This window comes from Acinetobacter tianfuensis (assembly GCF_003611465.1).
GTDB lineage: Bacteria > Pseudomonadota > Gammaproteobacteria > Pseudomonadales > Moraxellaceae > Acinetobacter > Acinetobacter tianfuensis.
Genome location: NZ_RAXV01000023.1, coordinates 1 through 24,603 on the forward strand (window position 1 = coordinate 1; position 24,603 = coordinate 24,603).

Genomic DNA, 24,603 nt, shown 5'->3' on the forward strand with positions numbered 1-24,603 from the left:
GAAATAGAAAACGGAATCAGTAAAAAATATAAGCCACTCTTAGATCATTCAATCATCATCTGCTAAATCTGCTTTTAAAATTGCATTGTTAGAATTTTTTAAGGCATATAGAAGCTGTCCCAGCAGAACATCTTTGTCGGCCAATGCAACAATGATCATGGGGTGATTTTTGGCAGGAACAGAGGATAAAATGGCTTTGCCATTTTCTGCATCCAGAGTGATTGACTGGCAGCCAGTCAGATGAATTTCCTGAGTAAACGCACTAACCATAGCTAGGATAGAGCTGCTCACAGCTGCAAGTTTGCCGTTATTGTAATGATCACGTTTATGGATACTTGCGAGTTCAAAGCCATCAGTAGAGCAGGCCATCACAAAGTTGACACCGCGTACATTGGATATAATATTGCTTAATTCTTGCTTGGCCTTTTGTAAAAGTTCAGGAGAAGCAGTGCGTTTTTCTTTAATATTAAACATAATTTCTCCTTAAGCGCTAATGTGGTTAACTTCAACTGCTGTGATAAGTGCTTCTAGCAGCAGTAAAGCATCTTCTTTTTTTCGTGCATCGATAAAAAACAATGGTGAAAATAAATCTTGCTTAATAAGCCATTCTTTATAGATTGAAAGAGAGTGTGAACTGTCATGATCATCGACATGGGTAATGCCGATCGCAATATTGTCAGTATAATTCTGGAAGGTTTCTAGGTAGCTTTCTAATTCCTGCAGGGGTTCTGCACTATTATGGTCAATCAGTATGATTGCACCGATAGCGCCTTTGCAGATAACAGGCCAAATGAAATCGAAACGGTTTTGTCCTGGTGTGCCATATAAACCGATTTTGACTCCATCTTCTAAGGTCACTTCACCATAATCAATGCCAACGGTTGTTTGCATTTTTTCATGACTCGCCTGGTCGGTATTAAGTGCTTCTGTAAGCAGTACTGGAATATCTGATAAAGATCGAATGGCTTCCGTTTTTCCTGCACCCATCGTACCCGCAAATACAATTTTATATTGTTGTAGAATCATACAATATTCTCCATTTGTCAGAAGCCGAATTTTCTGCGTATTTTTCCGATGAAACTTTTGATTAAATTTTCTTCAGGTTTTTCTGCTGATTTTTCTGGCGGGTTGTAGTGATTGTCCCAAATATTAATTTTACTTAAATTTCCAGCTGCCATATTGGCCGCAATAAATTGGCGAACAATTTTAAGCGGGATATTATGCTGTTCCGATATTTTGGATATTTTTGCGCCTTGTATAAAACAGGCAGATAATTGAAATATAAGTTTTCTATTCGTTTGATCTTGCGGTTTTGGCCAAAAATGAATACGGTAATGTCCATCTTCAGGTGCAATTTGATAAAAATTGGGTGAATTCCAAAATAGATTCCAAATCCAGTCTTGTAAAATGAAACTGTTTTTCCGTGTGACTTTTATTAAGTCTGTTGTTGATGCAAGATCATATTTAAATTGAAAATCTGTTTGGTACTGTTCGCGCTCAGCATTACAAAAAACTAAATTTTGGGCAATATCAATTACGCCTATCGGCCCAGAACTATCCGAAAGCATCAGTTTGCTATGTAATTCCGCATCATGCATCCCTCTAAAAAAACTTTCAGTGTATGGGTGATTGGCTGGAAGTATTGCATATTCTGCTTTATTTAAAGCAGGTGCAGCTTCATCTAAAGGAAGGGTGTAATCATTATTAATAATGTATTGGTCTACCCATTGATTTAAATCATTAGAACTGTGTAGAGGAAGATATAAAGTATTATTTTCGAGTTTTCCTGAAAGGGAGCTGTTTTTCGCAATTTTTAGCCATGGAAATTTTTTATTATTTAAAATACGTTGAATTCCTTCAGTTTCAAAGAAATTTTCATGAATAAATAAGCAGTCTAAATTAATATCTGTTGCTGTTTTCCATTGGATGTTGAATTTATTTTCTATAATATTGCTGAGCTGGCCTTTTAATTCTTCTGCATCGTGAATACTTAAACCAGAGATGGCAATATTAATATATTGCTTATTCATTTTGATCTCTCTTTCAACTTGCTGTAAAAGTAATCTTCAAATTTTAGGAGAATAAAAATCCCCCCTATGTATTTGAACATCATAGGGGGGGCTAGAAATCAACTGAAATCTAGATTTTTTTCATATGCTTTTAATTCATGGCGCGCCATTGCTAAGTTTGCTTTAGAACGGTCAAGTACCAAATATAGGAATACGTTTTCATTTTTTTCCAGCGGGCGGATTAAATGATACTGTTTTCCTAGTGTGATTAGAATGTCCACAATTGTGTCATTTAAGTTCAGTGATTGCGCTACACGGCGTTTTGCGCGGACAACTTCTGTGTTTCCAGCTGCTGCCAGCTCAAGGTCAATATCACCGCCGCCTTGGGTCGCAAGTGCTAGACCGCTTTCACCGTCTACAAGTGCTGCTGCATGAAAACCATCAATACTTGTGAGTGAATCTAATGATACTTTAGCCATAGTTATTTCTCTCTTTTAGGTTATGCATGTTTATTTATTATGTTGAGCGGGTAATTAAGGTTTGTGGTTAATTACTTAATTTTTATTATAGGAGGCGCAGTTCTCTTTTCAATCAAATTATTTTAATACGTTAATAATGAATTATTTTTTGTATGCTTAAGTTAAGATTTGCTACAGGCTTTTTGTGAGCAGATTCGCATTTTTGATATTAAAATGGTTGGAAAACCAACTAAATTAATAAGTTTTAAAGCTTAAATTACAATGTAAATAAATGTAACCAGATTTCAAAATGCTTGAAATTTTGCTTTTAATTAAATTTATTTTACAAAAGTTAACAAAGTTTCGGTTTTAATAAGCGTAGTGTATTTGCAATAAAAAAGATCAGCAAATGCTGATCTTTTTTATTATATCTGCCGTATATGCTTAATTTACACAAACATTTTGCAAGCTGCTGAGTATAAAAACCATAAAATGATCACTGCTACAGCGGGTTCTAAAACTTTTGACCATGCAGGAATGGCTGGGGTTGAAGCCGTGTGTTCTGTATCGGTATGTGATTGGTTAACCATGTGATTGAATTCCTTCATTGTTGCTTCTAATGATAGCTCTTCTTGCTGAATTGGTTTAGAGCCTTTCAGTTCTATTAGTTGATTTGTTGACCAAACCCAATCATCAGACTGCCCTGACAGGTGTTCAATTTGCCCAAGAAGAAGCTCTCGAACACTGCTTAAATTGAGGCCGCCAGTATCATGAAGCTGTTTGAGTTCATGCAGCTGCAGTGAAAAAATAGTGCTGGTTAATTCTTCAAGCTGAAATAGAGGCAAGGCAGATTTATTTTCAGCTGAAGTTGTCAGGTGGCGGGAAACCTCTTGTATATATAGCGGATCAGGGTGGGTGATTTCCTGATAAACTTTTGTATCATTTTCACGCCATTGACGAATAAGCTCACCAAGGGTCAGTGTGTTGATTTCCTGAATATGCTCAAGGCGCTCACTGCGGGGAAGTTTGCTTAAAAGCTCTGGCTTTTGATTGTCTATTTGCGCTGTAAAATATTGTACTAAGTCAAAAGCCATATCATCACTCCATATTTTTTTAATCTAGCAGCCTTAAGCTAGGTTTCTTTTTCGGCTGCTCGGCTTGTTCTTCATTGCTTGATTTTAAAGCATTCTTATCATTTTGGATATGCTCGTACTCGCTTGGGTCGAAGAAAAGCCCTTGGCTGTTTTCCCGGGCATAAATGCCAATTAATGCTGAAAGCGGGATATATAAATCACGTGATACACCGCCAAAGCGTGCAGAGAATGTAATTGCTTCGTTACTCATGTGCAGGGCATGCACGGCATGAGGCGCTAAATTTAAAGTAATTTGACCATCTTGAATAAATTGTTCCGGCACCATGGTATTTGGCTGAGTTGCATCGACTAAGATGTGAGGTGTTAATTGGTTATCGCAAATCCATTCGTATATTGCGCGCGCAAGATAGGGGCGTGTAGGTGAAACATTCAACTCTTGTTCTGACATGATAAGGCCTATGGATGTGTTAGAAATTCGCTATAGCGTGTTTTTTCCTGCAATGTCAAAGACTTAGTGAATGCAGGGCGGCTAAATATACGTTGGCGGTATAGTAAAATTGGGCGGCAATGCTTTGCAGGCAATTCAATCCCCATGGATTTTAGACGTAAAAAGATAGGGGCTAACATGCAGTCTAAAATGCTGAATTGTTCAGACATGAAGTAAGGAAAATGCTGAAACAAAGGCGTTAGTGAAATAAGGGTATCTCGAAGTTTTTGCTGCGCTTGCTCTTTTGCTTTTAGATCGAGTGTATCTGGGTGGCGAAGCATGATATCTGCAAGTTTCAGCCAGTCTTGCTCAAAGCGCCAAACATATTGGCGCTGCTCTGCACGAGGCATGGGGGCATCTGCATACAGTTTATTTTGACGGTAGCGGTCATCCAGATATTCGGCAATAATACTGCTGTTATAGAGTTTTAGGCCATTTTCAATCATCATCGGAAGTTGATTGTAGGGATTTAAACTCGCAAGATCTTCGTCTTCATCATCAGCAATAATTAAATTATGTTTGATTTGCTTCTCTGCAAGTACATAGCGTATCCAGTGTGAGCGAAAGTCATCCGCATGACTGTAAAGCGTAATCCCTTGGAGAGGTGCATTTTCGACTGACATAATCCGAGACGATGAGAAATGAATAAGATAGGATACTAAAATTAGACAGTAAAATCACGGAGACTTTAGCAATATCAATGCCGCTACAGTGAAAATTACAGTTTTGTTTTATTTTATCTGATAGATTGGCATGTCATTCATTTACCCGATCATCACGCATGATGACCATTGCACTTTTACAAAAATTATTATTTTTCGCTGCTGTTATTTTTATGGGCATTGGCTTTTATACGGCACTCGCTGGAGGTTATGCCTCTGATTATGGCGCAGAGGATGATAGCCCTGAACAAAAAAGTAAAATTACCATTTGTACAATTACACTAACACTGTCGGTTATATGCTTAATTGCGAGTTTGGGTCTCTTTGTTTATCGGATCGTTTCTATTTGATTCATTTTCATAAAAATCAAGATATAAAAAAACCTTGGCATAAGCCAAGGTTTTTTGTCCGATTCGGTAAACGAATTAACGTTTAGAGAATTGAGGACGTTTACGCGCTTTACGTAAACCAAGTTTCTTACGTTCAACTTCACGAGCATCACGAGTAACGAAACCAGCTTGACGAAGAGCAGGTTTAAGAGTTTCGTCAGAAGCGATCAATGCGCGAGTAATACCGTGACGGATTGCGCCTGCTTGACCGCCGATACCGCCGCCAGCAACAGTGATGTAAAGATCATATTTTTCAGTAGCTTCTAAAAGCTCAAGTGGTTGGTTAACAACCATACGAGCAGTTTCACGACCGAAATATTGTTCTAAAGAACGGTTGTTGATTACGAGTTTACCAGTACCAGCTGATAGGAAAACACGTGCAGTTGCGGTCTTACGGCGACCTGTACCATAATTAGTAGCCATGTGCTGTATCCCTTAGATGTCCAAAACTTGTGGCTGTTGAGCAGCGTGTGGATGCTGAGTACCTGCATACACTTTCATTTTCTTGATCATTGCATAACCAAGAGGACCTTTTGGCAACATACCTTTAACAGCTTTTTCTAAAACTGCTTCTGGTTTGTGAGCGATTAACTTTTCAAAGTTAGTTTCGCGGATACCACCAGGGAAGCCAGTGTGGCGATAGTATTTCTTATCAAGCGCTTTTTTACCAGTCACTTGAATTTCTTCAGCATTGATAACAACGATGTAGTCGCCAGTGTCAACGTGAGGAGTATAAGAAGTTTTGTGCTTACCGCGTAAACGACGAGCGATTTCAGTCGCAAGGCGACCTAAAGTTTTGCCAGAAGCATCAACAACGTACCAGTCGTGTTGAACTTCAGCTGGCTTAGCGCTGAGAGTTTTCATTAAACCACTACCTATTATAGTTGGTTTGGACTATGGAATCTGTCCAAACAAAAGGAGACGCGATTCTAAACGAATATGTGAAGAATCACAAATGAAAATATCAAATTTCAAGCGCTGTATTGTAGTATATTTCTTCAGCAATAAACAGCATATAGTTCAGAAATGCGAAAAAAAGCAGATAAAAAGAAAGTCTGCCAAACATTAATCTCATAAAAACTTCATCTGAAGCTTTATTTTGGCTGATTACAAATCCTCCGCTTTATATTTTAGTCATTCGGCGTTAGTGCATTATGGTCATTGCATTGATTTAAATACATTCAATTTCAAATCATCCTATATAGGCTGCACAGTTTTATTTTTAATTTTGGCCCTTTGTTTTTAGAAAATATAATTAAGCCCGTCATGCGTATCCCACAGTATAATAAGCCTATTGCACATACAGGATAAACGCATGCTGCCTTTATATATTACTAGCGGTGAACCTGCAGGTATTGGTCCAGATATCTGTTTAAGTTTGGCCAGCCGTGCGGATGAACGTCCTATCGTAGTTTTGGCGGATGTTGATATGCTGAGGGCGCGGGCTGAAGTGCTGAATCAGACTGTTGAGCTGATTGATTATCAGGGGCAGGCTGAGTCAGCGCAGATTGGTCAGCTGTATGTTGAGCATGTGCCTTTGGCTGAACATGTGATTTTGGGTGAGCTGAATCCTAACAATGCAGCGTATGTGCTGGAACAATTAAGGCGCTCTGCTGATTATGCCATGTCAGGTAAAAGCGCAGGAGTAACCACAGCGCCTGTACAGAAATCTATTATCAATGAGGCTGGAATTCATTTCAGCGGCCATACCGAATATTATCAAGAGTTTGCTGGTGTTCCTCGCGTAGTGATGATGCTTGCGACCAAGACTTTGCGTGTTGCGCTTGCAACGACGCATTTGCCGCTGCGAGATGTGCCTGATGCAATTACTAAAGAGCGTTTGCATCAAGTGATTGATATTCTCATTCATGATTTAAAAACAAAATTTAAAAAAGATCAGCCGCGTATTTTGGTTTGCGGCTTGAACCCGCATGCAGGGGAAGATGGCTATTTGGGCATGGAAGAGATAGAGGTGATTAATCCTGTGCTTGAGTCTTATCGGGCGCAAGGTATTGAGATGAGCCTAAGCTTACCTGCCGATACGTTGTTTACACCTGAAAATTTAAAAGATGCAGATGCAGTTTTAGCGATGTATCACGATCAGGGTCTACCTGTGTTAAAATCACAGGGCTTTGGTGAAGCCATCAATATTACTTTAGGCTTGCCGTTTATCCGCACCTCTGTCGATCACGGCACAGCGCTCTCCCTCGCAGGCACAGGCCTTGCGAAATGCTCTAGCTTGCATGTGGCTGTGGATCTTGCGCTGGATTTAGCGCGTCAGTGATTTTGTCTTATTTACACGTTGGAAATGTCTATGTATCAGATTAATGCCTTAAACCCGAAAGATGAAGGGCACCACACGCGCAAGCGTTTCGGGCAGAACTTCTTACATGACCAGCGTGTCATTGCAAAAATTGTGCGCTCGGTTAATCCGCGTACAGGAGACAATATTGTTGAAATTGGCCCTGGTTTGGCAGCCTTAACATCACCTTTAATCGGTGAGTGTGATGCTTTAACTGTTGTGGAGCTTGACCGTGATTTGGCTGCTGGGCTGCCAGGCCGTGTACCGCACCCTGAGCGTTTGACCATAGTAGAAACAGATGCTTTGAAATACGACTTTACTGAGCTGTTTCAAGAAGGACGTCCGCTGCGTGTTGTGGGCAACTTGCCGTATAACATTTCTACACCGCTGTTATTTCATCTCTTGGAATTTGGCGACAAAGTGAAAGACATGCACTTTATGCTGCAAAAAGAGGTTGTTGACCGTATTACGGCATCACCGAATACGAAGGAATATGGCCGTTTGTCAGTCATGATTCAGTATTATTGCAAGCCGACGTTTTTATTTGAAGTACCGCCAGGTTCGTTCAATCCGCCGCCAAAAGTTACATCTGCAGTGTTCCGTTTAGAACCTTATGCAGACAAGCCAATTGTGGCAAAAAATGAAAAAGCTTTAGCGCGTTTAGTGTCGCATGTCTTTACGCAGCGCCGCAAAACTTTACGCAACAGTTTAAAAGGCATGCTGGCTGAAGACGGTTTTGAAAAGGCAGGTGTTGATCCAATGGCGCGTCCTGAAACACTGACTTTAGCGCAGTTTGTTGCGCTTGCTGATCAAGTGATTAACTGATGGCGCGTTATAACTATGTCATTGGCGATGTACAGGGCTGTTTCGAAGCTCTGAAAGCGCTGCTGAAAGAAATTCAATTTGATGTTGACCAAGACTTTATCTGGTTCGCAGGTGACCTTGTTGCGCGCGGGGAGAATTCGATTGGCGCGCTGCGTTTCATTAAAAAATTAGTTGAACGCGGCTCGGCTGCAACAGTGCTTGGCAATCACGATTTAAATTTGCTGGCAGTTGCGCGCGGTATTAAGCCAATTAAAGAACAAGACAATACCCAAGATGTGATTAATGCGCTGGAAAGCGATGATCTGATAGACTGGCTTCGCAAACAGCCGCTGTGTCTATTTCCAAATCATGAAACCGTGCTGACACATGCTGGGATTCCTTGCTGCTGGACGGCAGAACAGGCTGCTATTTTGGCGAAAGAAGTTGAAGCAGTGATTGCGAATGATGACTTTGCTGTAGTGGATGATTTCTTAAATGATATGTATGGCAAGAAACCTTCGCTATGGTCAGATGATTTGCAAGGCAGTGAGCGTTTGCGCTGCATTACCAACTATTTAACCCGTATGCGTTTAACAGATGCAGAGGGCCGTTTAGAGTTCAGCTTTAAAGATTCGCTGGATGATCCGATGCCTGAAGGTTTTAAGCCCTGGTTTGAGTTTCAGTCGCAAGCTGCTAAGACGCATCAGATTATTTTCGGCCACTGGGCTGCTTTACAAGGCAAAACCATTTCTGAAAATATTCAAAATGTGGATGGCGGCTGTGTTTGGGGGCATCAGCTTTTGGCATATCGTTTAGAAGATAAAGCTTTAATTGCTGTTGATAATCCGATGTTTTAAATGCAACGGTAAAAAAGCCACATTGAATGTGGCTTTTTTTATGTCATGCATACAGCTGGATTTAGTCTTGGCGAATCCACGTTTGGCTGCGGCCAAGTGCTGAAACGCCCATATAGCCGCGTAAACTTAAACGCTTGCCGTTGGCATTTAACCGAACTTTTGCGTCATATACTTTGCCTGATAGCGGGTCAATGATGCGGCCTTTGTCATAGTTGGCTGTGCCGTTTATAGATTTTAAGCCAGTAAGGATATCCATACCCAAAATTGGCTGATTTGTATAAGGTGCAGGGCAACTATTACAGGTTTTTTGCGGTGTATAGCCCGGACGAGGCGTTACTTTGATGATTTTACCCGTAAATGAGCCATTGCTTTCTTTACGGATTTCAATCAGCGCTTTAGGTGAGCCTGACTTATCATCAATTTGCTGCCATAAACCTGATAAATCTTCTGCAGCAGCAGAACCTGCCAACATTGCACCAAATAGAAATGCGCTGAATTTAAGCTTTTTCATCATATTTTCATCCCTGTATGATCTGAGCATGCTGATGTTAGTTCGGGGTTATTCTTGGCGGATCCATGTTTGAGTGCGGCCAATTGCGGATATGCCAATATAGCCTCTTAAATGCAAGCGTTTACCATTTGAGGTCAGCTTGCCTTTAAGGTTGTAAATTTTGCCGGATAGCGGATCTAAAATTTTACCGTCTTCGTAAATGTTTTCAGATTCATGTTTTAAGCCCTTAAAGACTTCTAAACCTAAAATAGGCTGATCTTTATAAGGCGGCGGACAATTTATACATTTTTCTTTAGGTGTATAGCCTGGACGGGGCGTTACTTTGATAATTTTGCCGCTGAAAGTGCTATTGCTATCTTTTTTGATTTCAATCAACGCTTTTGGTGACCCAGTCTTGTCGTCAATTTGTTTCCAAATACCTGTTAGATCTTGAGCAAAGGCAGCGCTGCTGATCATTGCTAAACCAATTAACGATGCCCATCTCATTGTTTTCTGCATTGTTATTCTTCCTTTTCTGACAGCTGTTCAATCTTTGAACTTAACTTCATGTTAGGTAAGAATATGTAAATGCGCAACAGGTTTTAGCCGAAATTTCAGAGAATTTAAATTTTGCCAAGAAAAATGTGACGAAATTCAACTTTTTTATGTCAAATGATTAATCCTGACGGATCCATGTTTGACTGCGGCCAAGTGCAGATACGCCGACATAGCCGCGTAAGGTTAAACGATTGCCATTAGGGCTGAGTTTAGCTTTGGTGCTGTAAATTTTGCCTGTCAGTGGATCTAGAATTTTTCCGTGGTCATAATTGCCTTCCTTTGTTTCTTTTAGACCAGTCAGGACATCTAAACCTAAAATGGGTTTATTGGTATATGGCGCAGGACAATTAGCGCAAGTTTCACGCGGTGTATAACCTGCACGCGGCGTGATTTTAGTCACTTTAGCATTATAAGATCCATTGGGCATTTTACGGATTTCAAGTAAGGCTTTCGGTGAACCTGTTTTGTCGTCAATGTTTTGCCATGTACCGTTCAGATCTTTCGCTAGGGCAAAACCTGATAATGAACTGAAAAGTATTGCAGATAAAAATTGCAGCTTACGCATTTTCAAATTACCTATAATTTAATTAATTAATTCATTCATTAGCTTATGGGAGTATAGGTTGGAATTTAATGAAAAACAACGCTATAAAAATGATCACTCAGTCACAAAAACTTAAGAAATGTGATAAAAGATGGCAGCCAAATGGCTGTGAAAACAGCATTTACCGCCATGCCAAATGCAGCATAACGGCCTGCAATACTGCCTCGCTGCCATGCTTGCGCTGTTCCAATCGCATGCGCTGCTAAGCCAAGCGCAAGCCCAGAAGCGCGTTCGTCATTGATGTGCCGCAGTAATAATGGTGATAAAGCCGCGCCAATTACGCCAGATAAAATCACAATTAAAATTGCGAGGCTAATAGGAGCTTCGAGCAAAGTGGCAATATTGATCGCAATTGGAGTTGTCACGGCTCGGGTGGCAAAAGCCATAATAGTTGAATCTGACAGATGAAGCAGATAGGCCAAGCCCATTGGCAGCGCCACTGCGCTGATGCTTGCAAAAAACAAAATGCCGATGACTGCTTTTAATGGGAGGTCATCATAACGCATGGCGGCTAAAGGGATGGCCAATGCTACTGTTACATAGCCGAGCAGGCGATTAAACAGCGGATTGACTTGCGCCATATAGTCTTCATAAGGAATCCCGAACAGCGCCAGCAGTGCAATGATTAAAATCATGGCAATCACAATGATTGGAATTTGCGGCAATTTTTTATTTATGGGCTTTGCTGCTAAATAGCCGGCTAGCGTTAATGCAAACGCATATAAAATAGAAATCATCCGTGTTCTCCTAAAGCCACTTTTTAGCTATGATTGCGTAAATCCAAAGCGGAATCAGTGTGCTGACCACCAGTACAGTTAAAAAAAGCGGTATTTCTTTGCCCATATGCATCATCATCAGTAATGAACCTGCGCTGATAGGCAGGAAGGCAAAAGCGCTTTCTTTCATGATTTTATTATTTGTGTCGACCAGGCGGGCAGGCACGGCTTTGTATTTGCGCCAAAGCAGCAATACGGCCAAAAGGCTGAGCAAGCCAGTTAAATTGCCTAATTCAGGGTGGCTGAATTGAGACATTAGCCATACTGCTCCTTCACGGAACAGAATAATCAGTGAAATTGTGCCTATCCAAGCTTTCCAGTCGAGCGCCTTGATCCAGTCCATTTTTGAATTTTCATTAAAATTGTATTTGTCACGTTTTAACTGATTTACGTGTCAATTTCAAACTCTTCCAGCGGATGTTTGAACTGATTAGCGCGTTCTCCTAGTATTTCATCTATAGGCAAATGCGCTTGTTTGATCAGCTGCTCAAGTTTATTTGGCGCCATAATGACATGCAAATGAAGATTACCCAGTTCATCATAATTTTCAGTTTGAATAACATTAAGGCCATATAGCTGTGTACGAAGCTTGCCATACGCGGGTTTTAGGCAAAGTTCAAAACTTTGCACTTGCCCCATCAGGCATTCTTGCACCGCTTGCGCTAAGAAGTTTAAACCTTGTCCTGAATGTGCAGAAACATAGACACGTTCTGGTTCATTTGGACGTGCATAAACAATTTTGGCATCTTCACCAGATTGGTCAATTTTGTTGTAGACGCGCAATATGGGCACATCGGCGCCAATTTCTTTCAGTACTTTTTCGACCGCTTCAATCTGTTCCAGCATGTCAGGGCTGCTGGAATCGATGACGTGCAGCAGAAGTGCTGCTTCTAGTGTTTCTTCTAATGTAGCTTTGAATGATTCAACCAGTGAGTGAGACAGGTTGCGGACAAAACCAACGGTATCCGCTAGAACAACATTGCCTATGCCATCCCACTCTAATCGCCGAAGCGTTGGATCTAGTGTGGCAAATAGCTGGTCGGCAGCATAAACATCGCTTTGCGCCAAAATATTGAATAGGGTTGATTTGCCTGCATTGGTATAGCCGACTAACGAAATGGTCGGCACTGCAGCTTTTTGGCGTGCAACACGGCCTTGCAAACGGGTTTGGCGAACTTTTTCAATACGTGTTTTCAGCTGGCCCATGCGGATACGCAATAAACGGCGGTCTGTTTCAAGGAGGGTTTCACCGGGGCCGCGCAGGCCAATACCGCCTTTTTGGCTGTCCAGATTGCCGCGGCTGCGGATCAGGCGCGAGGACATGTGCTGCAGCTGCGCCAGTTCAACCTGAAGTTTGCCTTCATAAGTACGGGCGCGCTGTGCAAAAATATCTAAAATAAGTTCGGTCCGGTCAACTACACGGCATTGAATAATATATTCAAGGTTACGCGCTTGAGCTGGCGTGAGCGAATGATCAAAGATGACTAAATCAGCTTCTTCTGCCTGTGCAATGGCCGCAATTTCTTCGGCTTTGCCAGAACCAACAAACAGCTTTGCATCAGGTTTGATGCGGCTGGCATGCAGATGCTGCAGAATTTCTGCACCTGCTGATTGCGCAAGCAGGCTAAATTCTTCGGCATCGAGGTCATCCAGCATGCTGACAGCTACACTGACTAAAATAACCCGTTCACCATATTGCTGTTGATTGATTTGATCCACGCAGCAGAAACTCCTAATGAAAGCTCTATTCTAGGCGAAAATACGGTACAGCGGTGGATTTGCACAGCCTTAAATTGCACGTGAAAAAGCAATCGCAAATACCAGCATGACAGCACAATAGGCAAAGGCTAAGCTGCCAGCCGTGCCTAAAACGGACCCTGCCGAGATGTTTTGCGGCGCAGTGTCTTGGAAATTCATTTGAACATAATCATCTTTTTATTCAATTATTTTATAATAATTAATTTTTATAAACGATTGAAATGGGGAATAATGATGCGGTCTTTCGGTTTTTATGATCAATGCAAAAAACAAACGAACGGTATAGTATGGTGAAAATTAGGTCCTATAGCCGCCCTAAATAAGCCATTTTACTGCCAGTGATAATTTTATGACTCAACTTACAGAACCGAATACTGCTGTGTCTCCAAAAGGTTTTTCCCGTATTGCGCTTTACACGAAAAAGGTGATTGCCATGCTGGGGGCTGTCAGTCAGGGTTTCTATTTAGTTTTTCGTCATCAGCTGTATAAGGATCCGAACAATCCCAGCAATACGCGTTATGTGCAGTATTTCTGCCGTAAGCTGTGTAAAGTTTTTAATATTAATGTGCAAGTGCATGGGGAAATTCCGCGTCAGCCTGCACTGTGGGTCAGCAATCATATTTCATGGCTGGATGTGGCCGTATTAGGCTCAGGCGCTCGAGTCTTTTTTCTTGCAAAAGCTGAAATTGAAAAATGGCCTGTGCTGGGTAAGCTGGCGAAAGGCGGCGGCACTTTATTTATTAAACGCGGTTCGGGCGATTCACTGCGGATCCGTGAGCAAATGACTGACTTTTTAAAGCAAGACAGTCCCGTGCTGTTTTTCCCAGAAGCAACAACTTCGGACGGCTCCCGAATTAAAAAAGTACATGGCCGGCTGCTAGGCGCGGCAATTGATGCGCAGCGGCCAGTGCAGATTTGTTTAATCTGCTATGTGAATCAGCATGGCGAGCTGGATATGGTTGCGCCGTATATTGATGATATCGGTTTCGCGGAACATGTGCAAAATGTGCTGGAAATGCAGCAAGTGACTGCGCATCTAATGACGCTTCCGGCGATTGATTCCGCAGGGCACACAGTAGAAAGTTTAACGGCCGTTGTACAGCAGCATATGGTTGATGGCTTAGCTCAGCTGCAGCAAAAAGTGCTGAAGCAGCCGATTGCCAGTTAAGCTTACATAAAACCTTCGATTGGCAGCCATGCAATGACTTTCATGCTGGCGCGCTGCCACCATTTCATTTTGGGTTCCCTGACATAAGTGCGGATGCTGCCGTCAGCAAGCTTAATTTCCCAATTCATTTTCTTGTTGGCGTCCAGCACTAACTTGTAAGCATATTTGCTGAGGTTTTCATCCATGGTGTGATGCACGGCCTTAGCCAGCCGCGGACTGTCCAGCAAGACACCTATTTCAGTATTTAAATAGGCTGATCGCGGGTCAAAATTAAAAGAGCCGATAAAGACTTGTTTTTCATCTAGCGCCATCAATTTTGCATGCAGGCTGGAGCGGCTGAGGCCCTTAATGCTGACTTTGGCTTTTTTGGCCAACTCTTCAGTATTGATATTTAAATTTTCGCTGTCTGGGGTGGACAGAAATTCGTATAGATTGACATTATTTTCCAGCAGGTCTTGGCGGTATTTGGCATAAAAAGCATGTACCACTGGGACATCATTGGCTTTAAATGAATTGGTCAGGATGCGGACTTTCACATCATTATCCGCTAATTCCTTCAGCTGCTGCGCGCCCTTTTTTTCTGGCACAAAGTAGGCAGAGATAATATCGACACTTTGGGTTGGTTTATCTAAACGGTTGAGCAGCTGGAAATTCAGATGTTCTTCTTTTTTGGCTTTTGCTTTAATTTTGCTGGGTGAATCTTTAACCACCTCCGCTTTGACCCAATCCAGCTGAATGCTGTGATTCAGCCAATGGTCAAAGGCATGTGAGCGGTTGGCTAAATCTAAGTAGTTTTGTACAGAAACGTCTTGATCATGCAGCTGCAGCTGTTCTTTTAGTCCTTCAAAGCGCAGTGTGTAATGGCGCGGATTAACCAGCTGTTTGACGGGGAAGGCGTAGTCGTCATTCCAGTATTCATCAAATGAATGCACGATTTCATCAGATGCAGATCCAACCAGCATGACGTCTACATCTGAAAATTGGTAGTTATCACTGACGTTATAATATTGGTTGCTCATGTTGCGCCCGCCTATCAGCGCGATTTGATTATCTGCAATAAAGCTTTTGTTATGCATGCGGCGGTTAATGCGCTTGAGGTTCAGCACCATATCCATAGCGCGGTAATGTCTGAAGCGGTAAGGGTTATAAAGGCGCACATCAATGTTGCTGTGCTGGTCAAGCGCTAAATAAATCCCTTCCATTTGTTTGGCATTGTTGTCATCAATCAGCAGGCGGACTTTGACGCCGCGGTCGGCTGCTTGAATAATCGAATGCAGCGCCATTGAACCAATTTTGTCATTGTCCCAAATGTAATATTGCAGATCTAACGTTTTTTCGGCTTTATTAATCAGCTCTAAACGCGCTGCCAGGGCTTCAAGCGGATCATACAAAATGCGGTATCCGGTTAAGCCTGGATTGGCTTCGCGCAGCGGAGTGATGATTTTGCCCAGAGAAGTCTGTTCGGTTGGCGTGCTGAAACCATATTCTACGGGCTGCGGTATTTGTTTAGGCAGCGTAGAGCAGCCCGATATTCCAAATATGAGTGTGCAGCTGATCAGAAGCGCCGTATTTTGAGTGTTTTTATAAGTTCGCTGCGGCGCGGCAGGCACTGGCGCTTGATCTGAAGTCATACTTGGACTGAAACTTAAAAAATAGAATTGAGTATAATTGTGAGCTATGAAAAGATAAATACATTGAATGCGAATTCAGATAGATCTAGAGGCTGCGCTGCACTATGTGGGAAACCAATTCCGTTGTGATGTATTTTTATATTGGTATGGGCTTGCTGGCCGTTTGGGCGGTGTCTCAAGCTTGGCTGAGCCAATCACGCACGGAAACCATACATCCTTTTAAAGCCTTTGTGCATTTGCTGGCTTTTTATTTATCTTATTTGCTCATTCCGCTGTTCTTTTTCAGCTTCTATGCGGGCTGGAGCGGCTATTATTCGATACATGAAGCGCTGTTTATTTTTCTGATTACGGGGCTGCTGTGCTATGCGCGTTTTGTAGAGCCGCACTGCATACAGGTGCATCACATGCAATATCCACTGCATGAAGACCGTAAAATGCTGAAGCCAGTTAAAATTGCTTTAATTGCCGATTTGCATATTGGCCTGTTTTCAGGGCATGAACGCCAATTAAAAATGATGGTTAAAAAATTAAATGAGCAGAAGCCTGATTTGGTTGTTGTTGCCGGGGACTGGACTTATGAGCCGGAAAATAAATTGGCAGAAGAATTGGCAGTGCTGAAAGAAATTAATGCGCCTGTATATTCGGTGAATGGCAATCATGATGAGCAATATCCGGGACCTCCGATTCATGCGCTGCTGCAGCGGGCGCTGCAAGAAAATAAAGTGATGGATATCGAAGGTCAGGTGGTCGAGTTTAATGAATTCAGGCTGATTGGCATTGGCGACTTGTGGGCTGGCAAAGCGGATATGCGCTTTATGCCTCAGCTTCCGCAAGATAAGCCATGGGTCATTTTATCGCATAATCCGGATACGGTGGATATGGTGCCAAAGCTGCCGGCCCGTCCGCTGATGCTGTCAGGACATACACATGGCGGGCAGGTTGAGCTGCCGTGGCTGACCGATTATGTGATGAAAAAGGTCTCTATTTTAGGCCATAAAAAGGGCTTGTACCGCCATGAACATGCCGATGTGTTTGTGACAGTCGGTACGGGAATGGTTGGTGTGCCGTTCAGGTTCCGTGTACCGCCGACTATCGATATTATTGAATTGATTTGATGCAGCTGATTGTTTTTTGAATAAAAAAATTATTATAGTAATGCTGTTGCAGGGACCGGTTTTTAGACTGTGAGAATGTCATCGGTCTTTAAACCTATACTGCAGAAACATGCTTATATGCATGTTCTTTACGGCCTAAAATAAGAGAAGAATGCGATGTCGGAATTTTATAAAGAAGTGGGGACGTTGTTTGGTCAAACTGAACTGCAGTCGGCTGATTTAGAGCGAGGCCTCGTGCGGCTTGTACAGGAGTTTAAAGCTGCATCTGAGGTCGGCAGCCGAGATTTTTCATCGCAGTTTTATCAGAAATTTGAGCAGCTGGTGACACAAAACGGCATTATGGAAACAGAGGTGGAAGCTTTGGTGAATGTGCTGTATTTCAGTGATGATCATCAGCAGCTGGTGACATTTGTGGTGCCAAGTTACTACAATGCTGGCGGTGACCGCGCTCAATTTGCAGATACATATCAGCTGATGATGGATGATGTGCAGCAGGCAGCGCCATAAGTTTTGTACAAAGATAATTGCAGCTATAAAAAAAGCCAGTCATGAACTGGCTTTTTTATGTCTGCAGCAATCTTAGATTTGATTGTTTACATCGTCATTTTTAGTTTCACGAATAAGCAGGAATGCAATCAGTGATAAAATCGAGGCAGCTGTTAAATAGTAGCCTACAGCATATAGGCCATATTCAGTAGCAAGCTTTGTTGCAATCAGGGGTGCAAATGATGCGCCGAAGATGCCAGCTAAGTTGAATGTTAAAGCAGAGCCTGTATAGCGGACAGATGTCGGGAAAATCTCAGACAGTACAGTGCCGATAGGGCCATAGGTTAAGCCCATAATTGCAAGGCCGATACAGAGGAACAGGAACACGATCAGCGTGCTGCCAGATTCAAGCATGTCGGCAAAGAAAATACCGAAAATTGCTGAAACGACACATACGCCAATGGATGTCGCTTTACGGCCAAACTTTTCTGCAAATACAGCAGAAAGCGGAATGAAGGCTGCAAAACACAGTGTTGCAACGAGCTGCAGCTGCAGGAATTCTTCACGTGTATAGCCCAGCTGTTTGGTACCCCATTGTAGTGCAAATACTGTTGTCAGGTAAAATACAACAAACGTACAGATGGCAGCGATTGTGCCTAATACGAGCATTTTAGAATGCTTTTTGAAAACCTGTACAAAAGGTACGTTCACTTCTTTTTGCTTATCCAGAACGTTTTGGAAAGCTGGTGTTTCATGAAGTTTCAAGCGGATCCATAAACCGACAATCACAAGCAGCGCGCTTGAAATAAATGGAATACGCCAGCCCCACTGCATAAACTCTGCTTCAGACATGAAGTGGCCCAGTGTGAGGAATGAACCCGTCGCAAGAATGAAGCCGATTGGAGCGCCCAGCTGCGGGAACATGCCGTACCATGCGCGTTTGCCTTCAGGCGCGTTTTCAGTTGCAAGCAATACTGCGCCTGACCATTCACCGCCTAAACCTAGACCTTGGCCTAAACGGCACAGTGCTAATAATAACGGTGCAACGATGCCAATTTGACCATATGTAGGGAGCAGGCCAATGGCAACGGTTGAAAGGCCCATTGTCAGCAAAGCTGCAACTAAGGTGGCTTTACGGCCGATACGGTCGCCTAAATGGCCGAACAGTGCTGCGCCAATCGGGCGGGCAATAAATGCAATTGCGAATGTAGCCAAAGACTGAATCGTGGCGGTCATTGGATCGGTACTTGCAGGGAAGAACAAGTAAGGGAAAATAATGACAGCCGCAGTGGCATAAATATAGAAATCGAAGAATTCGATTGTTGTACCTACCAGACTTGCGGTAAGTACACGTGCTTTTGAATTAGCTGGCTGCTGTTCAGTGGCAGCAGTATTTGATGACGCCATGGGGAAACCTTACACTTACTAAAAATAATAGAACTTAGTTTTAAAAGCGTAATCTTTTTAAAAAAGGCGTAATTTCTTAAAAAAATACGAAAGACCTGCTTACAGACTACGGGATTAGGGTCACTAAAAAATGTAGTGTCAGCGGTTTATACCACGTAAAGATAAATCGACAGGAAATGTGATCCTGCGCCTATCAATACAAAAATATGCCAGATAGCGTGTGTGTATCTTACCTTTTTTAGCGCATAAAACAATGCGCCGATGGTGTATGCAAGGCCGCCTATGACCAGTAAGGTTAAAGATTGATCGGATAAAAATGCTTTCATATCATCCATGACCAGCAGGGCCAGCCAGCCCATCACCAAATAGGCAATAAGTGAAAATTTCTGAAAACGGTTAATGAAAATTAACTTGAATAGTGTTCCAATAAGAGCAATCACCCATAGCGCGATCAGCAAATATTGTGCTTTCGCTGTTGGAATGGCGATTGCAAGAAAAGGGGTATAAGTGCCTGCGATTAAATAATAGATAGCTGTGTGGTCAAGCTTTTTATAGAAATAGCGCCGGTCTGCTGTTGTGCTCAAATGATATAATGTAGAGGCAGAAAACAGCAAAATCATACTCAGTGCATATACCCACAGACCCATCCATTGACCGAATGGCAGATAAGAGCCTTTAATAATCAATAAAATACCGGCAATAAGTGCTAATAATGCGCCTAAGCCATGGCTAAGAAAGTTTAAGCGTTCTTCACGCGGGTCATAATCTGGAAGCAGTGGAGCGTTATTTACCATTTTGTGTCGCTCATTTTAAATATACATGTGTATAGTAATTGAATTTTGCATTTAGCGTAAGAAGATTTAAACTTTAGCTTAAGTATTTTCAGGTTTACCTTATGTCCGTTTTGGCTACACTCTTCCCGCAGGAACAGCAATTTTTAGAAACGTTCCAGCAAGCGCTTGAATCGAATCAATTTGATCGCTTAATCCTGAGCCAATATAAAGGCGAACTTGAACAATTGGAAAAAATGACTCTGCGGGTCATTTCTGTACAAAATGAAAAAGTCCTCAGCTGTTTATACCGTTATAAGACTCAAGATGTGACAAAAAACTATTCTTTAGATCATGCGCTGCAGCAAGTCACTGAATTGCTGCTGTGCTGCAGGCAGGCGAATTTAATCACGGCCAGTGAAGAGCTGCAGCTGAAGAAAAATAAGAAAAAAGCCATGCTTGCGGTCACGAAGAAAACAGCCGCTGCTGAAAATACGGCAGCAGCGGCTGCGCACCATGACCGCAGCAAACACCGCTATGTGGACCAAGGCAGCTTATTTCTGCAGCCTTTAGGCATTACCGATGCCAAAGCGCAAATCATTCCAAGCATGGCGCGCAAATGGAAACAAATTAATAAATTTGTGGAAATTTGTGCAGGCGCGCTGGATCAAATTAAAACGGATGGCAAACCTTTGCATGTGGTGGACTTCGGTTCTGGTAAAGGCTATCTCACTTTTGCTTTATATGATTATTTAGCGAAGCATCAGCAAACACCTTTTGTGACAGGGGTAGAGCTGAACCCGAAAATGGTCGAGTTTTGCAAAAATGTGGCGGCGCAGTCCAAGTTTACACAGCTGGATTTTTTCCAAGGTGATGTGCGTACTTATGATCCAGAGCAGCTGGATGTCATGATTGCGCTGCATGCCTGTGATGTGGCGACAGACTTTGCTATTCACACAGGTATCCGCTTAAATGCGCAAATGATTATGTGCGCGCCGTGCTGCCATAAAGAGCTGCGTCCTCAGCTGGAAGCGCCAAAAGTCTTATCACCAATGCTGCAGTTCGGGATTCATGCGGGCCAGCAAGCTGAAATGCTGACGGATACAATTCGTGCTTTGTTGCTTAAAGCTCATGGTTATGAAACGAAGGTTTTTGAGTTTGTTGCCCTTGAGCATACCAGTAAAAATAAAATGATTTTGGCGGTCAAGCGTAATCAGGCTGCAGAACCAGATGCTGCAGTGCTGGCTCAAATTCATGCCTTAAAAGAAATGTATGGTATTCAAAAGCATTCATTGGAGCTGCTGCTGAATGATCAATGGGATCAGCAGAATATTGGCTGCAAGTGCTGAGGAAATCAAAAATGTCTGAATTTAAAATTATTTCTGGCAGCTGGGCAAGTTTAGCGTCAGCAGTTAAGCCTATTCGTGAAGCGGTGTTTATTCAAGAGCAGCAGATTGCGCCAGAAGATGAATGGGATGCAGAAGATGCGGTTTCTTTGCAGTTTGCTGTTTATGATCAGCAGCAGGTCATTGCGACTGCGCGGCTGCTTGAAAATGGCAGCATAGGCCGTGTGGCGGTGCTTAAAGCTCATCGCGGGTTGGGTATAGGCAAACAGCTGATGCTGGAAATTATTCGTCAGGCCAAACGGCAGCAAAGGTCTTTTGTGAAATTGTCAGCGCAAGAGCATGCCATTCCATTTTATGCTGCTTTAGGTTTTCAAGTGCAAGGTGAAACATATTTAGATTGCGGGATTGTGCATGTTGATATGCAGATGGTCTTAGAAGAGGCGATCAAGATCTGATGATCCAGTCCGCTGCGAGATGATCTAAACACATCTAAGCAATAAAAAAGCGCTGTATCAATCAGCGCTTTTTTTACAGGTATTCTTAGTGGCCGTGGCCATTTTCAGTATTGCCGTGCTGCATGCTGCTGTCCATATTGGCATGCTGTTCTTCACTCATCTGCATTTCAGAGGCTGATTGAGCTGATGCAGCTTCGCGGGCTTCTTTATCGGCCTGAGCTTTTGCTAACGATTCTTCAGACATTGCAGGCGCACTTTTAAATGCATGCTGAGTTGTCTGATCTTTTTTCTGCTGGCTAGGCATATAGTCTGGTTCGTTGGTTACTGCAAGCCAAAAGAAACCCATGAACAACAAGCTTAATACACTGAAAAGAATTAATGCTTTCCAGCCCCATGGCGATTTTTCAGGAGAAGATTGATCTGTCATAACAGCGTACTCAGTCAAGAATAAGAATAAAAATTCCGTTACTTTATAACATAGTTTTTATTTGAATGGAGCAGAGATTGTCCTGCATTGAAAATGAATAAAGGAGCCGAGGCTCCTTTAACTTTAGATGCTAACTTTAGATTTTTTCAGCTTTGGCTGCTTTATCTTTCAGTAACTGAGGCGCTTTAAAACGCTCGCCGTATTTTGCTTCTAATGTATTTGCACGCAATAGCGCTTTTTCTAAACCATATTGATTTAAAAACTGCAAAGCGCCGCCTGTCCAAGGCGCAAAACCAATACCGAAGATCGAACCGATATTGCCGTCTACAGTGGATGCAAGTACACCTTCTTCGAGGCAGCGTAAGGTATCCAGTGACTGAACAAACAGAAAGCGGTCAATCATTTCCTGCTCTGAGATGTCATTGTCTTTCTGCCATTTGCTTAAGCCGTCCCATAGGTGCTTTTTACCGCCTTCTGGATATTCATAAAAACCTGCACCCGCTGCTTTGCCTTTACGTCCGAATTCATGAATCATGCTTTGAATCACATCATCAGCACCAGAGCGAGGCAGGTCTTTGCCTTCGGCTTGCAGGGCCTTACGTGTTTCATTTGCCACATGTTCAGAGAGCGTCAGTGATACTTCATCCTGAATGGCCAATGGTCCAACAGGCATGCCTGCTTTTAACGCCGCCATTTCAATGCGGGCAGGGTGCACGCCTTCAGACAGCAGACGTAAACCTTCTTGCACAAAGGTGCCAAATACACGGCTGGTAAAGAAGCCGCGGCTGTCATTGACCACAATTGGCGTTTTACCAATTTGCTGCACATAGTCATAGGCTTTGGCTAAGGTTTCAGCAGATGTATTTTTCCCCTTGATAATTTCAACCAATTGCATTTTATCGACAGGGCTAAAGAAATGCAGGCCAATAAATTTGGCTTGATCTTTTGATGCATTGGCTAAGCCTGAAATGGGCAAAGTAGAGGTATTCGATGCAAAAATACCGCCCTCTGCTAAATAGGCTTCGGCTTCTTGCGTCACTTTGGCTTTCAATTCGACATTTTCAAAGACAGCTTCAATAATCAGATCACAGCCTTGTAAATCGGCAGCATCCGCAGTGGCATGAATCAGTCCTAAGATTTGATCACGTTTTTCTGCACTTAAACGGCCTTGTGATACTTTTTTATCCAGCAATTTTTGGCTATAGGCTTTGCCTTTTTCTGCATTTTCAAGTGATACATCTTTAAGTACAACTGCAATGCCTTTCGATGCTGTCGCATATGCAATACCAGCACCCATCATGCCTGCGCCTAAAATACCGACTTTAGCTGCTTGCCATTTCGGCACGTCTTTTGGACGGCTTGCGCCAGATTTAATGGCATTCAGGCCGTGCCAAAAAGTGCCGATCATATTTTTAGAAATTTGACCTGTTGCAAGATAAGTAAAGTAACGTGATTCAATGGTGAGCGCCATATCGACATCCACTTGAGCGCCTTCAACCGCTGCCGACATAATGGCTTCGGGTGCAGGGTAACATCCCTTGGTTTTGTCACGCAGCATAGCAGGGGCAATTGCTAACATTTGCGCCACAGCAGGTGTGGATGGCGTACCGCCCGGAATTTTATAGCCTTTTACATCAAAGGGCTGCAGAGACTTAGGATTGGCTTTGACCCAAGCAATCGCTTTATCCATCAGCTCTTGTTTAGATTCTGCAGTGTCTTGAATGAGTCCCAGTGATTTGGCTTTTTCGACACCAATTTGTTTACCTTCCATCAAGAGCGGAAATGCATTTTGTAAACCCAATAAACGCACCATACGCACAATGCCGCCACCGCCCGGCAGTAAGCCTAAGGTCACTTCAGGCAAGCCAAACTTTGCCTTAGCATCATTCAGCGCGATACGGTAGTGACAGCCGAGCGCTAATTCCCAGCCACCGCCCAATGCCGTGCCATTCAGTGCCGCCGCGACTGGAATACCGCGGGTTTCGATATAACGCAGTTTGGCTTTCATATCTTCAATCATGTTGAAGAAATCTGTTGCATGCTCAGGTGTAGCTTGAATCAGTTCATCGAGGTCACCTCCGGCAAAGAAGGTTTTTTTGTTCGAGCGTAAAATAATCCCTGCGATATTTTCGTCTGCTTGCAGTTTGTCTACCGTTTCTGCCAAGGCTGTGCGGAAATCTGCATTCATGGTGTTGGCAGATTGGTTTGGAGAATCTAAAGTTAAAATGACGATATTGTCGGCATTTTTTTCAAATTGAATTGCGCTCATAAATTTTATCCAAATATTTTTTATGACGTTGCTAGTGATTTTTGAGATTTAAATTATTCATAGTCACTACGGAGTCTTTCCAAATTTATTCATTACGGTTATTTCATTTCAGCTAAAGCAGTGCTTTAGCTTCATTCAGGTTCGACCTACCTTGCGAAATATATTTCTCATTTGGCAAAAGTAGGCAAAACCATTTGTCATCCACAAAACCTGTCAAATAATGTCTTTTTTCTAAAAATTCGCAGAAACATTGTTTTCAAGTTTTGCTCAGGTTGTGGATG

Annotated in this window: 30 protein-coding genes; 9 read left to right on the forward strand and 21 right to left on the reverse strand. The window is 42.6% G+C overall.

What is annotated here, in order from left to right; translation table 11 throughout:
• Positions 1 to 48 precede the first annotated feature (48 nt).
• The 7 genes from D7V32_RS10800 to D7V32_RS10830 all read right to left on the reverse strand — a co-directional run bounded on the left by D7V32_RS10800 (position 49) and on the right by D7V32_RS10830 (position 4,671).
• Complete coding sequence (locus tag D7V32_RS10800; RefSeq protein ID WP_120402886.1) at positions 49 to 474, reverse strand: roadblock/LC7 domain-containing protein; 426 nt, start codon at positions 472 to 474, stop codon at positions 49 to 51.
• A 9-nt stretch (positions 475 to 483) separates the two neighbouring features.
• Complete coding sequence (locus D7V32_RS10805; RefSeq protein WP_120402887.1) at positions 484 to 1,026, reverse strand: GTP-binding protein; 543 nt, start codon at positions 1,024 to 1,026, stop codon at positions 484 to 486.
• Positions 1,027 to 1,043: 17 nt separating this feature from the next.
• The gene (locus tag D7V32_RS10810; RefSeq protein ID WP_120402888.1) at positions 1,044 to 2,030 is read right to left on the reverse strand and encodes a hypothetical protein; all 987 of its coding nucleotides are present in this window, start codon (positions 2,028 to 2,030) and stop codon (positions 1,044 to 1,046) included.
• Positions 2,031 to 2,128: 98 nt separating this feature from the next.
• A complete protein-coding gene (locus D7V32_RS10815; RefSeq protein WP_120402889.1) occupies positions 2,129 to 2,488 on the reverse strand; it encodes a roadblock/LC7 domain-containing protein in 360 nt (119 codons plus the stop codon).
• Positions 2,489 to 2,916: 428 nt separating this feature from the next.
• The gene (locus tag D7V32_RS10820) at positions 2,917 to 3,561 is read right to left on the reverse strand and encodes a hypothetical protein (RefSeq protein WP_120402890.1); all 645 of its coding nucleotides are present in this window, start codon (positions 3,559 to 3,561) and stop codon (positions 2,917 to 2,919) included.
• Between the two features lie 19 nt (positions 3,562 to 3,580).
• Positions 3,581 to 4,009, reverse strand: coding sequence for a ClpXP protease specificity-enhancing factor (locus D7V32_RS10825; protein ID WP_120402891.1), 429 nt, complete (start codon positions 4,007 to 4,009; stop codon positions 3,581 to 3,583).
• An 8-nt stretch (positions 4,010 to 4,017) separates the two neighbouring features.
• A complete protein-coding gene (locus D7V32_RS10830) occupies positions 4,018 to 4,671 on the reverse strand; it encodes a glutathione S-transferase N-terminal domain-containing protein (RefSeq protein ID WP_120402892.1) in 654 nt (217 codons plus the stop codon).
• Positions 4,672 to 4,829: 158 nt separating this feature from the next.
• On the opposite strand from D7V32_RS10830, the gene D7V32_RS10835 reads away from it, so the two are divergent.
• Positions 4,830 to 5,060 (forward strand): hypothetical protein, encoded by a 231-nt coding sequence (locus D7V32_RS10835; protein ID WP_120402893.1) that lies wholly within the window; start codon positions 4,830 to 4,832, stop codon positions 5,058 to 5,060.
• 75 nt (positions 5,061 to 5,135) lie between these two features.
• Here D7V32_RS10835 and rpsI read toward each other — a convergent pair whose 3' ends face one another.
• Both rpsI and rplM read right to left on the reverse strand, forming a co-directional pair.
• Complete coding sequence (rpsI, locus tag D7V32_RS10840; RefSeq protein ID WP_078190115.1) at positions 5,136 to 5,522, reverse strand: 30S ribosomal protein S9; 387 nt, start codon at positions 5,520 to 5,522, stop codon at positions 5,136 to 5,138.
• 12 nt (positions 5,523 to 5,534) lie between these two features.
• A complete protein-coding gene (gene rplM, locus D7V32_RS10845; protein WP_120402894.1) occupies positions 5,535 to 5,963 on the reverse strand; it encodes a 50S ribosomal protein L13 in 429 nt (142 codons plus the stop codon).
• 451 nt (positions 5,964 to 6,414) lie between these two features.
• Between rplM and pdxA the strand changes: the two genes are divergently transcribed.
• The 3 genes from pdxA to D7V32_RS10860 are packed head-to-tail and all read left to right on the forward strand — an operon-like array spanning position 6,415 to position 9,062.
• Positions 6,415 to 7,383, forward strand: coding sequence for a 4-hydroxythreonine-4-phosphate dehydrogenase PdxA (pdxA, locus tag D7V32_RS10850; RefSeq protein ID WP_120402895.1), 969 nt, complete (start codon positions 6,415 to 6,417; stop codon positions 7,381 to 7,383).
• A gap of 30 nt (positions 7,384 to 7,413) precedes the next feature.
• Positions 7,414 to 8,226 (forward strand): 16S rRNA (adenine(1518)-N(6)/adenine(1519)-N(6))-dimethyltransferase RsmA, encoded by an 813-nt coding sequence (rsmA, locus tag D7V32_RS10855; protein WP_120402896.1) that lies wholly within the window; start codon positions 7,414 to 7,416, stop codon positions 8,224 to 8,226.
• Positions 8,223 to 9,062 carry a symmetrical bis(5'-nucleosyl)-tetraphosphatase gene (locus D7V32_RS10860; protein WP_171407641.1) on the forward strand — a complete coding sequence of 280 codons (840 nt, stop codon included), beginning with the start codon at positions 8,223 to 8,225 and terminating at the stop codon, positions 9,060 to 9,062. The genes rsmA and D7V32_RS10860 overlap by 4 nt, the downstream gene beginning before the upstream one ends.
• A gap of 61 nt (positions 9,063 to 9,123) precedes the next feature.
• Here the strand turns inward: D7V32_RS10860 and D7V32_RS10865 are convergent, their stop codons facing one another.
• From D7V32_RS10865 to D7V32_RS17710, 7 genes are all read right to left on the reverse strand, one after another.
• Positions 9,124 to 9,573 carry a DUF2147 domain-containing protein gene (locus D7V32_RS10865; protein ID WP_120402944.1) on the reverse strand — a complete coding sequence of 150 codons (450 nt, stop codon included), beginning with the start codon at positions 9,571 to 9,573 and terminating at the stop codon, positions 9,124 to 9,126.
• 48 nt (positions 9,574 to 9,621) lie between these two features.
• Complete coding sequence (locus D7V32_RS10870; protein ID WP_120402898.1) at positions 9,622 to 10,071, reverse strand: DUF2147 domain-containing protein; 450 nt, start codon at positions 10,069 to 10,071, stop codon at positions 9,622 to 9,624.
• Positions 10,072 to 10,228: 157 nt separating this feature from the next.
• Entirely contained in the window at positions 10,229 to 10,675 is a 447-nt protein-coding gene (locus D7V32_RS10875; RefSeq protein ID WP_120402899.1) for a DUF2147 domain-containing protein, read from the reverse strand.
• 101 nt (positions 10,676 to 10,776) lie between these two features.
• On the reverse strand, positions 10,777 to 11,451 hold the full coding sequence (locus D7V32_RS10880; protein WP_120402900.1) for an LrgB family protein: 675 nt from the start codon (positions 11,449 to 11,451) through the stop codon (positions 10,777 to 10,779).
• Between the two features lie 10 nt (positions 11,452 to 11,461).
• Complete coding sequence (locus D7V32_RS10885) at positions 11,462 to 11,833, reverse strand: hypothetical protein (RefSeq protein WP_120402901.1); 372 nt, start codon at positions 11,831 to 11,833, stop codon at positions 11,462 to 11,464.
• A 44-nt stretch (positions 11,834 to 11,877) separates the two neighbouring features.
• Complete coding sequence (gene hflX, locus D7V32_RS10890; RefSeq protein ID WP_120402902.1) at positions 11,878 to 13,209, reverse strand: ribosome rescue GTPase HflX; 1,332 nt, start codon at positions 13,207 to 13,209, stop codon at positions 11,878 to 11,880.
• A gap of 69 nt (positions 13,210 to 13,278) precedes the next feature.
• Positions 13,279 to 13,407, reverse strand: coding sequence for a hypothetical protein (locus tag D7V32_RS17710; RefSeq protein ID WP_265936383.1), 129 nt, complete (start codon positions 13,405 to 13,407; stop codon positions 13,279 to 13,281).
• A gap of 190 nt (positions 13,408 to 13,597) precedes the next feature.
• On the opposite strand from D7V32_RS17710, the gene D7V32_RS10895 reads away from it, so the two are divergent.
• On the forward strand, positions 13,598 to 14,416 hold the full coding sequence (locus D7V32_RS10895) for a lysophospholipid acyltransferase family protein (protein ID WP_120402903.1): 819 nt from the start codon (positions 13,598 to 13,600) through the stop codon (positions 14,414 to 14,416).
• 2 nt (positions 14,417 to 14,418) lie between these two features.
• On the opposite strand, the gene D7V32_RS10900 is transcribed toward D7V32_RS10895, so the two are convergent.
• Positions 14,419 to 16,047 (reverse strand): phospholipase D family protein, encoded by a 1,629-nt coding sequence (locus tag D7V32_RS10900; RefSeq protein WP_120402904.1) that lies wholly within the window; start codon positions 16,045 to 16,047, stop codon positions 14,419 to 14,421.
• A 104-nt stretch (positions 16,048 to 16,151) separates the two neighbouring features.
• Here D7V32_RS10900 and D7V32_RS10905 point away from each other — a divergent pair, with 104 nt between their 5' ends.
• Both D7V32_RS10905 and D7V32_RS10910 read left to right on the forward strand, forming a co-directional pair.
• Positions 16,152 to 17,162, forward strand: coding sequence for a metallophosphoesterase (locus D7V32_RS10905; RefSeq protein WP_120402905.1), 1,011 nt, complete (start codon positions 16,152 to 16,154; stop codon positions 17,160 to 17,162).
• 156 nt (positions 17,163 to 17,318) lie between these two features.
• On the forward strand, positions 17,319 to 17,669 hold the full coding sequence (locus D7V32_RS10910; RefSeq protein ID WP_120402906.1) for a hypothetical protein: 351 nt from the start codon (positions 17,319 to 17,321) through the stop codon (positions 17,667 to 17,669).
• A 72-nt stretch (positions 17,670 to 17,741) separates the two neighbouring features.
• Here the strand turns inward: D7V32_RS10910 and D7V32_RS10915 are convergent, their stop codons facing one another.
• Both D7V32_RS10915 and trhA read right to left on the reverse strand, forming a co-directional pair.
• A complete protein-coding gene (locus tag D7V32_RS10915; RefSeq protein ID WP_120402907.1) occupies positions 17,742 to 19,055 on the reverse strand; it encodes an MFS transporter in 1,314 nt (437 codons plus the stop codon).
• 146 nt (positions 19,056 to 19,201) lie between these two features.
• Positions 19,202 to 19,849: a PAQR family membrane homeostasis protein TrhA gene (gene trhA, locus D7V32_RS10920; RefSeq protein WP_120402908.1), complete on the reverse strand. Its 648-nt coding sequence runs from the start codon at positions 19,847 to 19,849 to the stop codon at positions 19,202 to 19,204.
• A gap of 101 nt (positions 19,850 to 19,950) precedes the next feature.
• On the opposite strand from trhA, the gene D7V32_RS10925 reads away from it, so the two are divergent.
• Both D7V32_RS10925 and D7V32_RS10930 read left to right on the forward strand, forming a co-directional pair.
• Positions 19,951 to 21,174 carry a class I SAM-dependent methyltransferase gene (locus D7V32_RS10925; RefSeq protein ID WP_120402909.1) on the forward strand — a complete coding sequence of 408 codons (1,224 nt, stop codon included), beginning with the start codon at positions 19,951 to 19,953 and terminating at the stop codon, positions 21,172 to 21,174.
• Positions 21,175 to 21,185: 11 nt separating this feature from the next.
• Positions 21,186 to 21,626 carry a GNAT family N-acetyltransferase gene (locus tag D7V32_RS10930; protein WP_120402910.1) on the forward strand — a complete coding sequence of 147 codons (441 nt, stop codon included), beginning with the start codon at positions 21,186 to 21,188 and terminating at the stop codon, positions 21,624 to 21,626.
• Positions 21,627 to 21,711: 85 nt separating this feature from the next.
• On the opposite strand, the gene D7V32_RS10935 is transcribed toward D7V32_RS10930, so the two are convergent.
• Entirely contained in the window at positions 21,712 to 22,053 is a 342-nt protein-coding gene (locus D7V32_RS10935; protein WP_120402911.1) for a hypothetical protein, read from the reverse strand.
• A 136-nt stretch (positions 22,054 to 22,189) separates the two neighbouring features.
• Positions 22,190 to 24,322 carry a 3-hydroxyacyl-CoA dehydrogenase NAD-binding domain-containing protein gene (locus D7V32_RS10940; RefSeq protein ID WP_120402912.1) on the reverse strand — a complete coding sequence of 711 codons (2,133 nt, stop codon included), beginning with the start codon at positions 24,320 to 24,322 and terminating at the stop codon, positions 22,190 to 22,192.
• Positions 24,323 to 24,603 lie beyond the last annotated feature (281 nt).

Bases quoted from the DNA above. Each gene is read 5' to 3' on its own strand.
- D7V32_RS10800 (WP_120402886.1), bottom strand. From the start codon at position 474: ATGTTTAATATTAAAGAAAAACGCACTGCTTCTCCTGAACTTTTACAA.
- D7V32_RS10805 (WP_120402887.1), bottom strand. From the start codon at position 1,026: ATGATTCTACAACAATATAAAATTGTATTTGCGGGTACGATGGGTGCA.
- D7V32_RS10810 (WP_120402888.1), bottom strand. From the start codon at position 2,030: ATGAATAAGCAATATATTAATATTGCCATCTCTGGTTTAAGTATTCAC.
- D7V32_RS10815 (WP_120402889.1), bottom strand. From the start codon at position 2,488: ATGGCTAAAGTATCATTAGATTCACTCACAAGTATTGATGGTTTTCAT.
- D7V32_RS10820 (WP_120402890.1), bottom strand. From the start codon at position 3,561: ATGGCTTTTGACTTAGTACAATATTTTACAGCGCAAATAGACAATCAA.
- D7V32_RS10825 (WP_120402891.1), bottom strand. From the start codon at position 4,009: ATGTCAGAACAAGAGTTGAATGTTTCACCTACACGCCCCTATCTTGCG.
- D7V32_RS10830 (WP_120402892.1), bottom strand. From the start codon at position 4,671: ATGTCAGTCGAAAATGCACCTCTCCAAGGGATTACGCTTTACAGTCAT.
- D7V32_RS10835 (WP_120402893.1), top strand. From the start codon at position 4,830: ATGATGACCATTGCACTTTTACAAAAATTATTATTTTTCGCTGCTGTT.
- rpsI (WP_078190115.1), bottom strand. From the start codon at position 5,522: ATGGCTACTAATTATGGTACAGGTCGCCGTAAGACCGCAACTGCACGT.
- rplM (WP_120402894.1), bottom strand. From the start codon at position 5,963: ATGAAAACTCTCAGCGCTAAGCCAGCTGAAGTTCAACACGACTGGTAC.
- pdxA (WP_120402895.1), top strand. From the start codon at position 6,415: ATGCTGCCTTTATATATTACTAGCGGTGAACCTGCAGGTATTGGTCCA.
- rsmA (WP_120402896.1), top strand. From the start codon at position 7,414: ATGTATCAGATTAATGCCTTAAACCCGAAAGATGAAGGGCACCACACG.
- D7V32_RS10865 (WP_120402944.1), bottom strand. From the start codon at position 9,573: ATGAAAAAGCTTAAATTCAGCGCATTTCTATTTGGTGCAATGTTGGCA.
- D7V32_RS10870 (WP_120402898.1), bottom strand. From the start codon at position 10,071: ATGCAGAAAACAATGAGATGGGCATCGTTAATTGGTTTAGCAATGATC.
- D7V32_RS10875 (WP_120402899.1), bottom strand. From the start codon at position 10,675: ATGCGTAAGCTGCAATTTTTATCTGCAATACTTTTCAGTTCATTATCA.
- D7V32_RS10880 (WP_120402900.1), bottom strand. From the start codon at position 11,451: ATGATTTCTATTTTATATGCGTTTGCATTAACGCTAGCCGGCTATTTA.
- D7V32_RS10885 (WP_120402901.1), bottom strand. From the start codon at position 11,833: ATGGACTGGATCAAGGCGCTCGACTGGAAAGCTTGGATAGGCACAATT.
- D7V32_RS17710 (WP_265936383.1), bottom strand. From the start codon at position 13,407: ATGAATTTCCAAGACACTGCGCCGCAAAACATCTCGGCAGGGTCCGTT.
- D7V32_RS10895 (WP_120402903.1), top strand. From the start codon at position 13,598: ATGACTCAACTTACAGAACCGAATACTGCTGTGTCTCCAAAAGGTTTT.
- D7V32_RS10900 (WP_120402904.1), bottom strand. From the start codon at position 16,047: ATGACTTCAGATCAAGCGCCAGTGCCTGCCGCGCCGCAGCGAACTTAT.
- D7V32_RS10905 (WP_120402905.1), top strand. From the start codon at position 16,152: ATGTGGGAAACCAATTCCGTTGTGATGTATTTTTATATTGGTATGGGC.
- D7V32_RS10910 (WP_120402906.1), top strand. From the start codon at position 17,319: ATGTCGGAATTTTATAAAGAAGTGGGGACGTTGTTTGGTCAAACTGAA.
- D7V32_RS10915 (WP_120402907.1), bottom strand. From the start codon at position 19,055: ATGGCGTCATCAAATACTGCTGCCACTGAACAGCAGCCAGCTAATTCA.
- trhA (WP_120402908.1), bottom strand. From the start codon at position 19,849: ATGGTAAATAACGCTCCACTGCTTCCAGATTATGACCCGCGTGAAGAA.
- D7V32_RS10925 (WP_120402909.1), top strand. From the start codon at position 19,951: ATGTCCGTTTTGGCTACACTCTTCCCGCAGGAACAGCAATTTTTAGAA.
- D7V32_RS10930 (WP_120402910.1), top strand. From the start codon at position 21,186: ATGTCTGAATTTAAAATTATTTCTGGCAGCTGGGCAAGTTTAGCGTCA.
- D7V32_RS10935 (WP_120402911.1), bottom strand. From the start codon at position 22,053: ATGACAGATCAATCTTCTCCTGAAAAATCGCCATGGGGCTGGAAAGCA.
- D7V32_RS10940 (WP_120402912.1), bottom strand. From the start codon at position 24,322: ATGAGCGCAATTCAATTTGAAAAAAATGCCGACAATATCGTCATTTTA.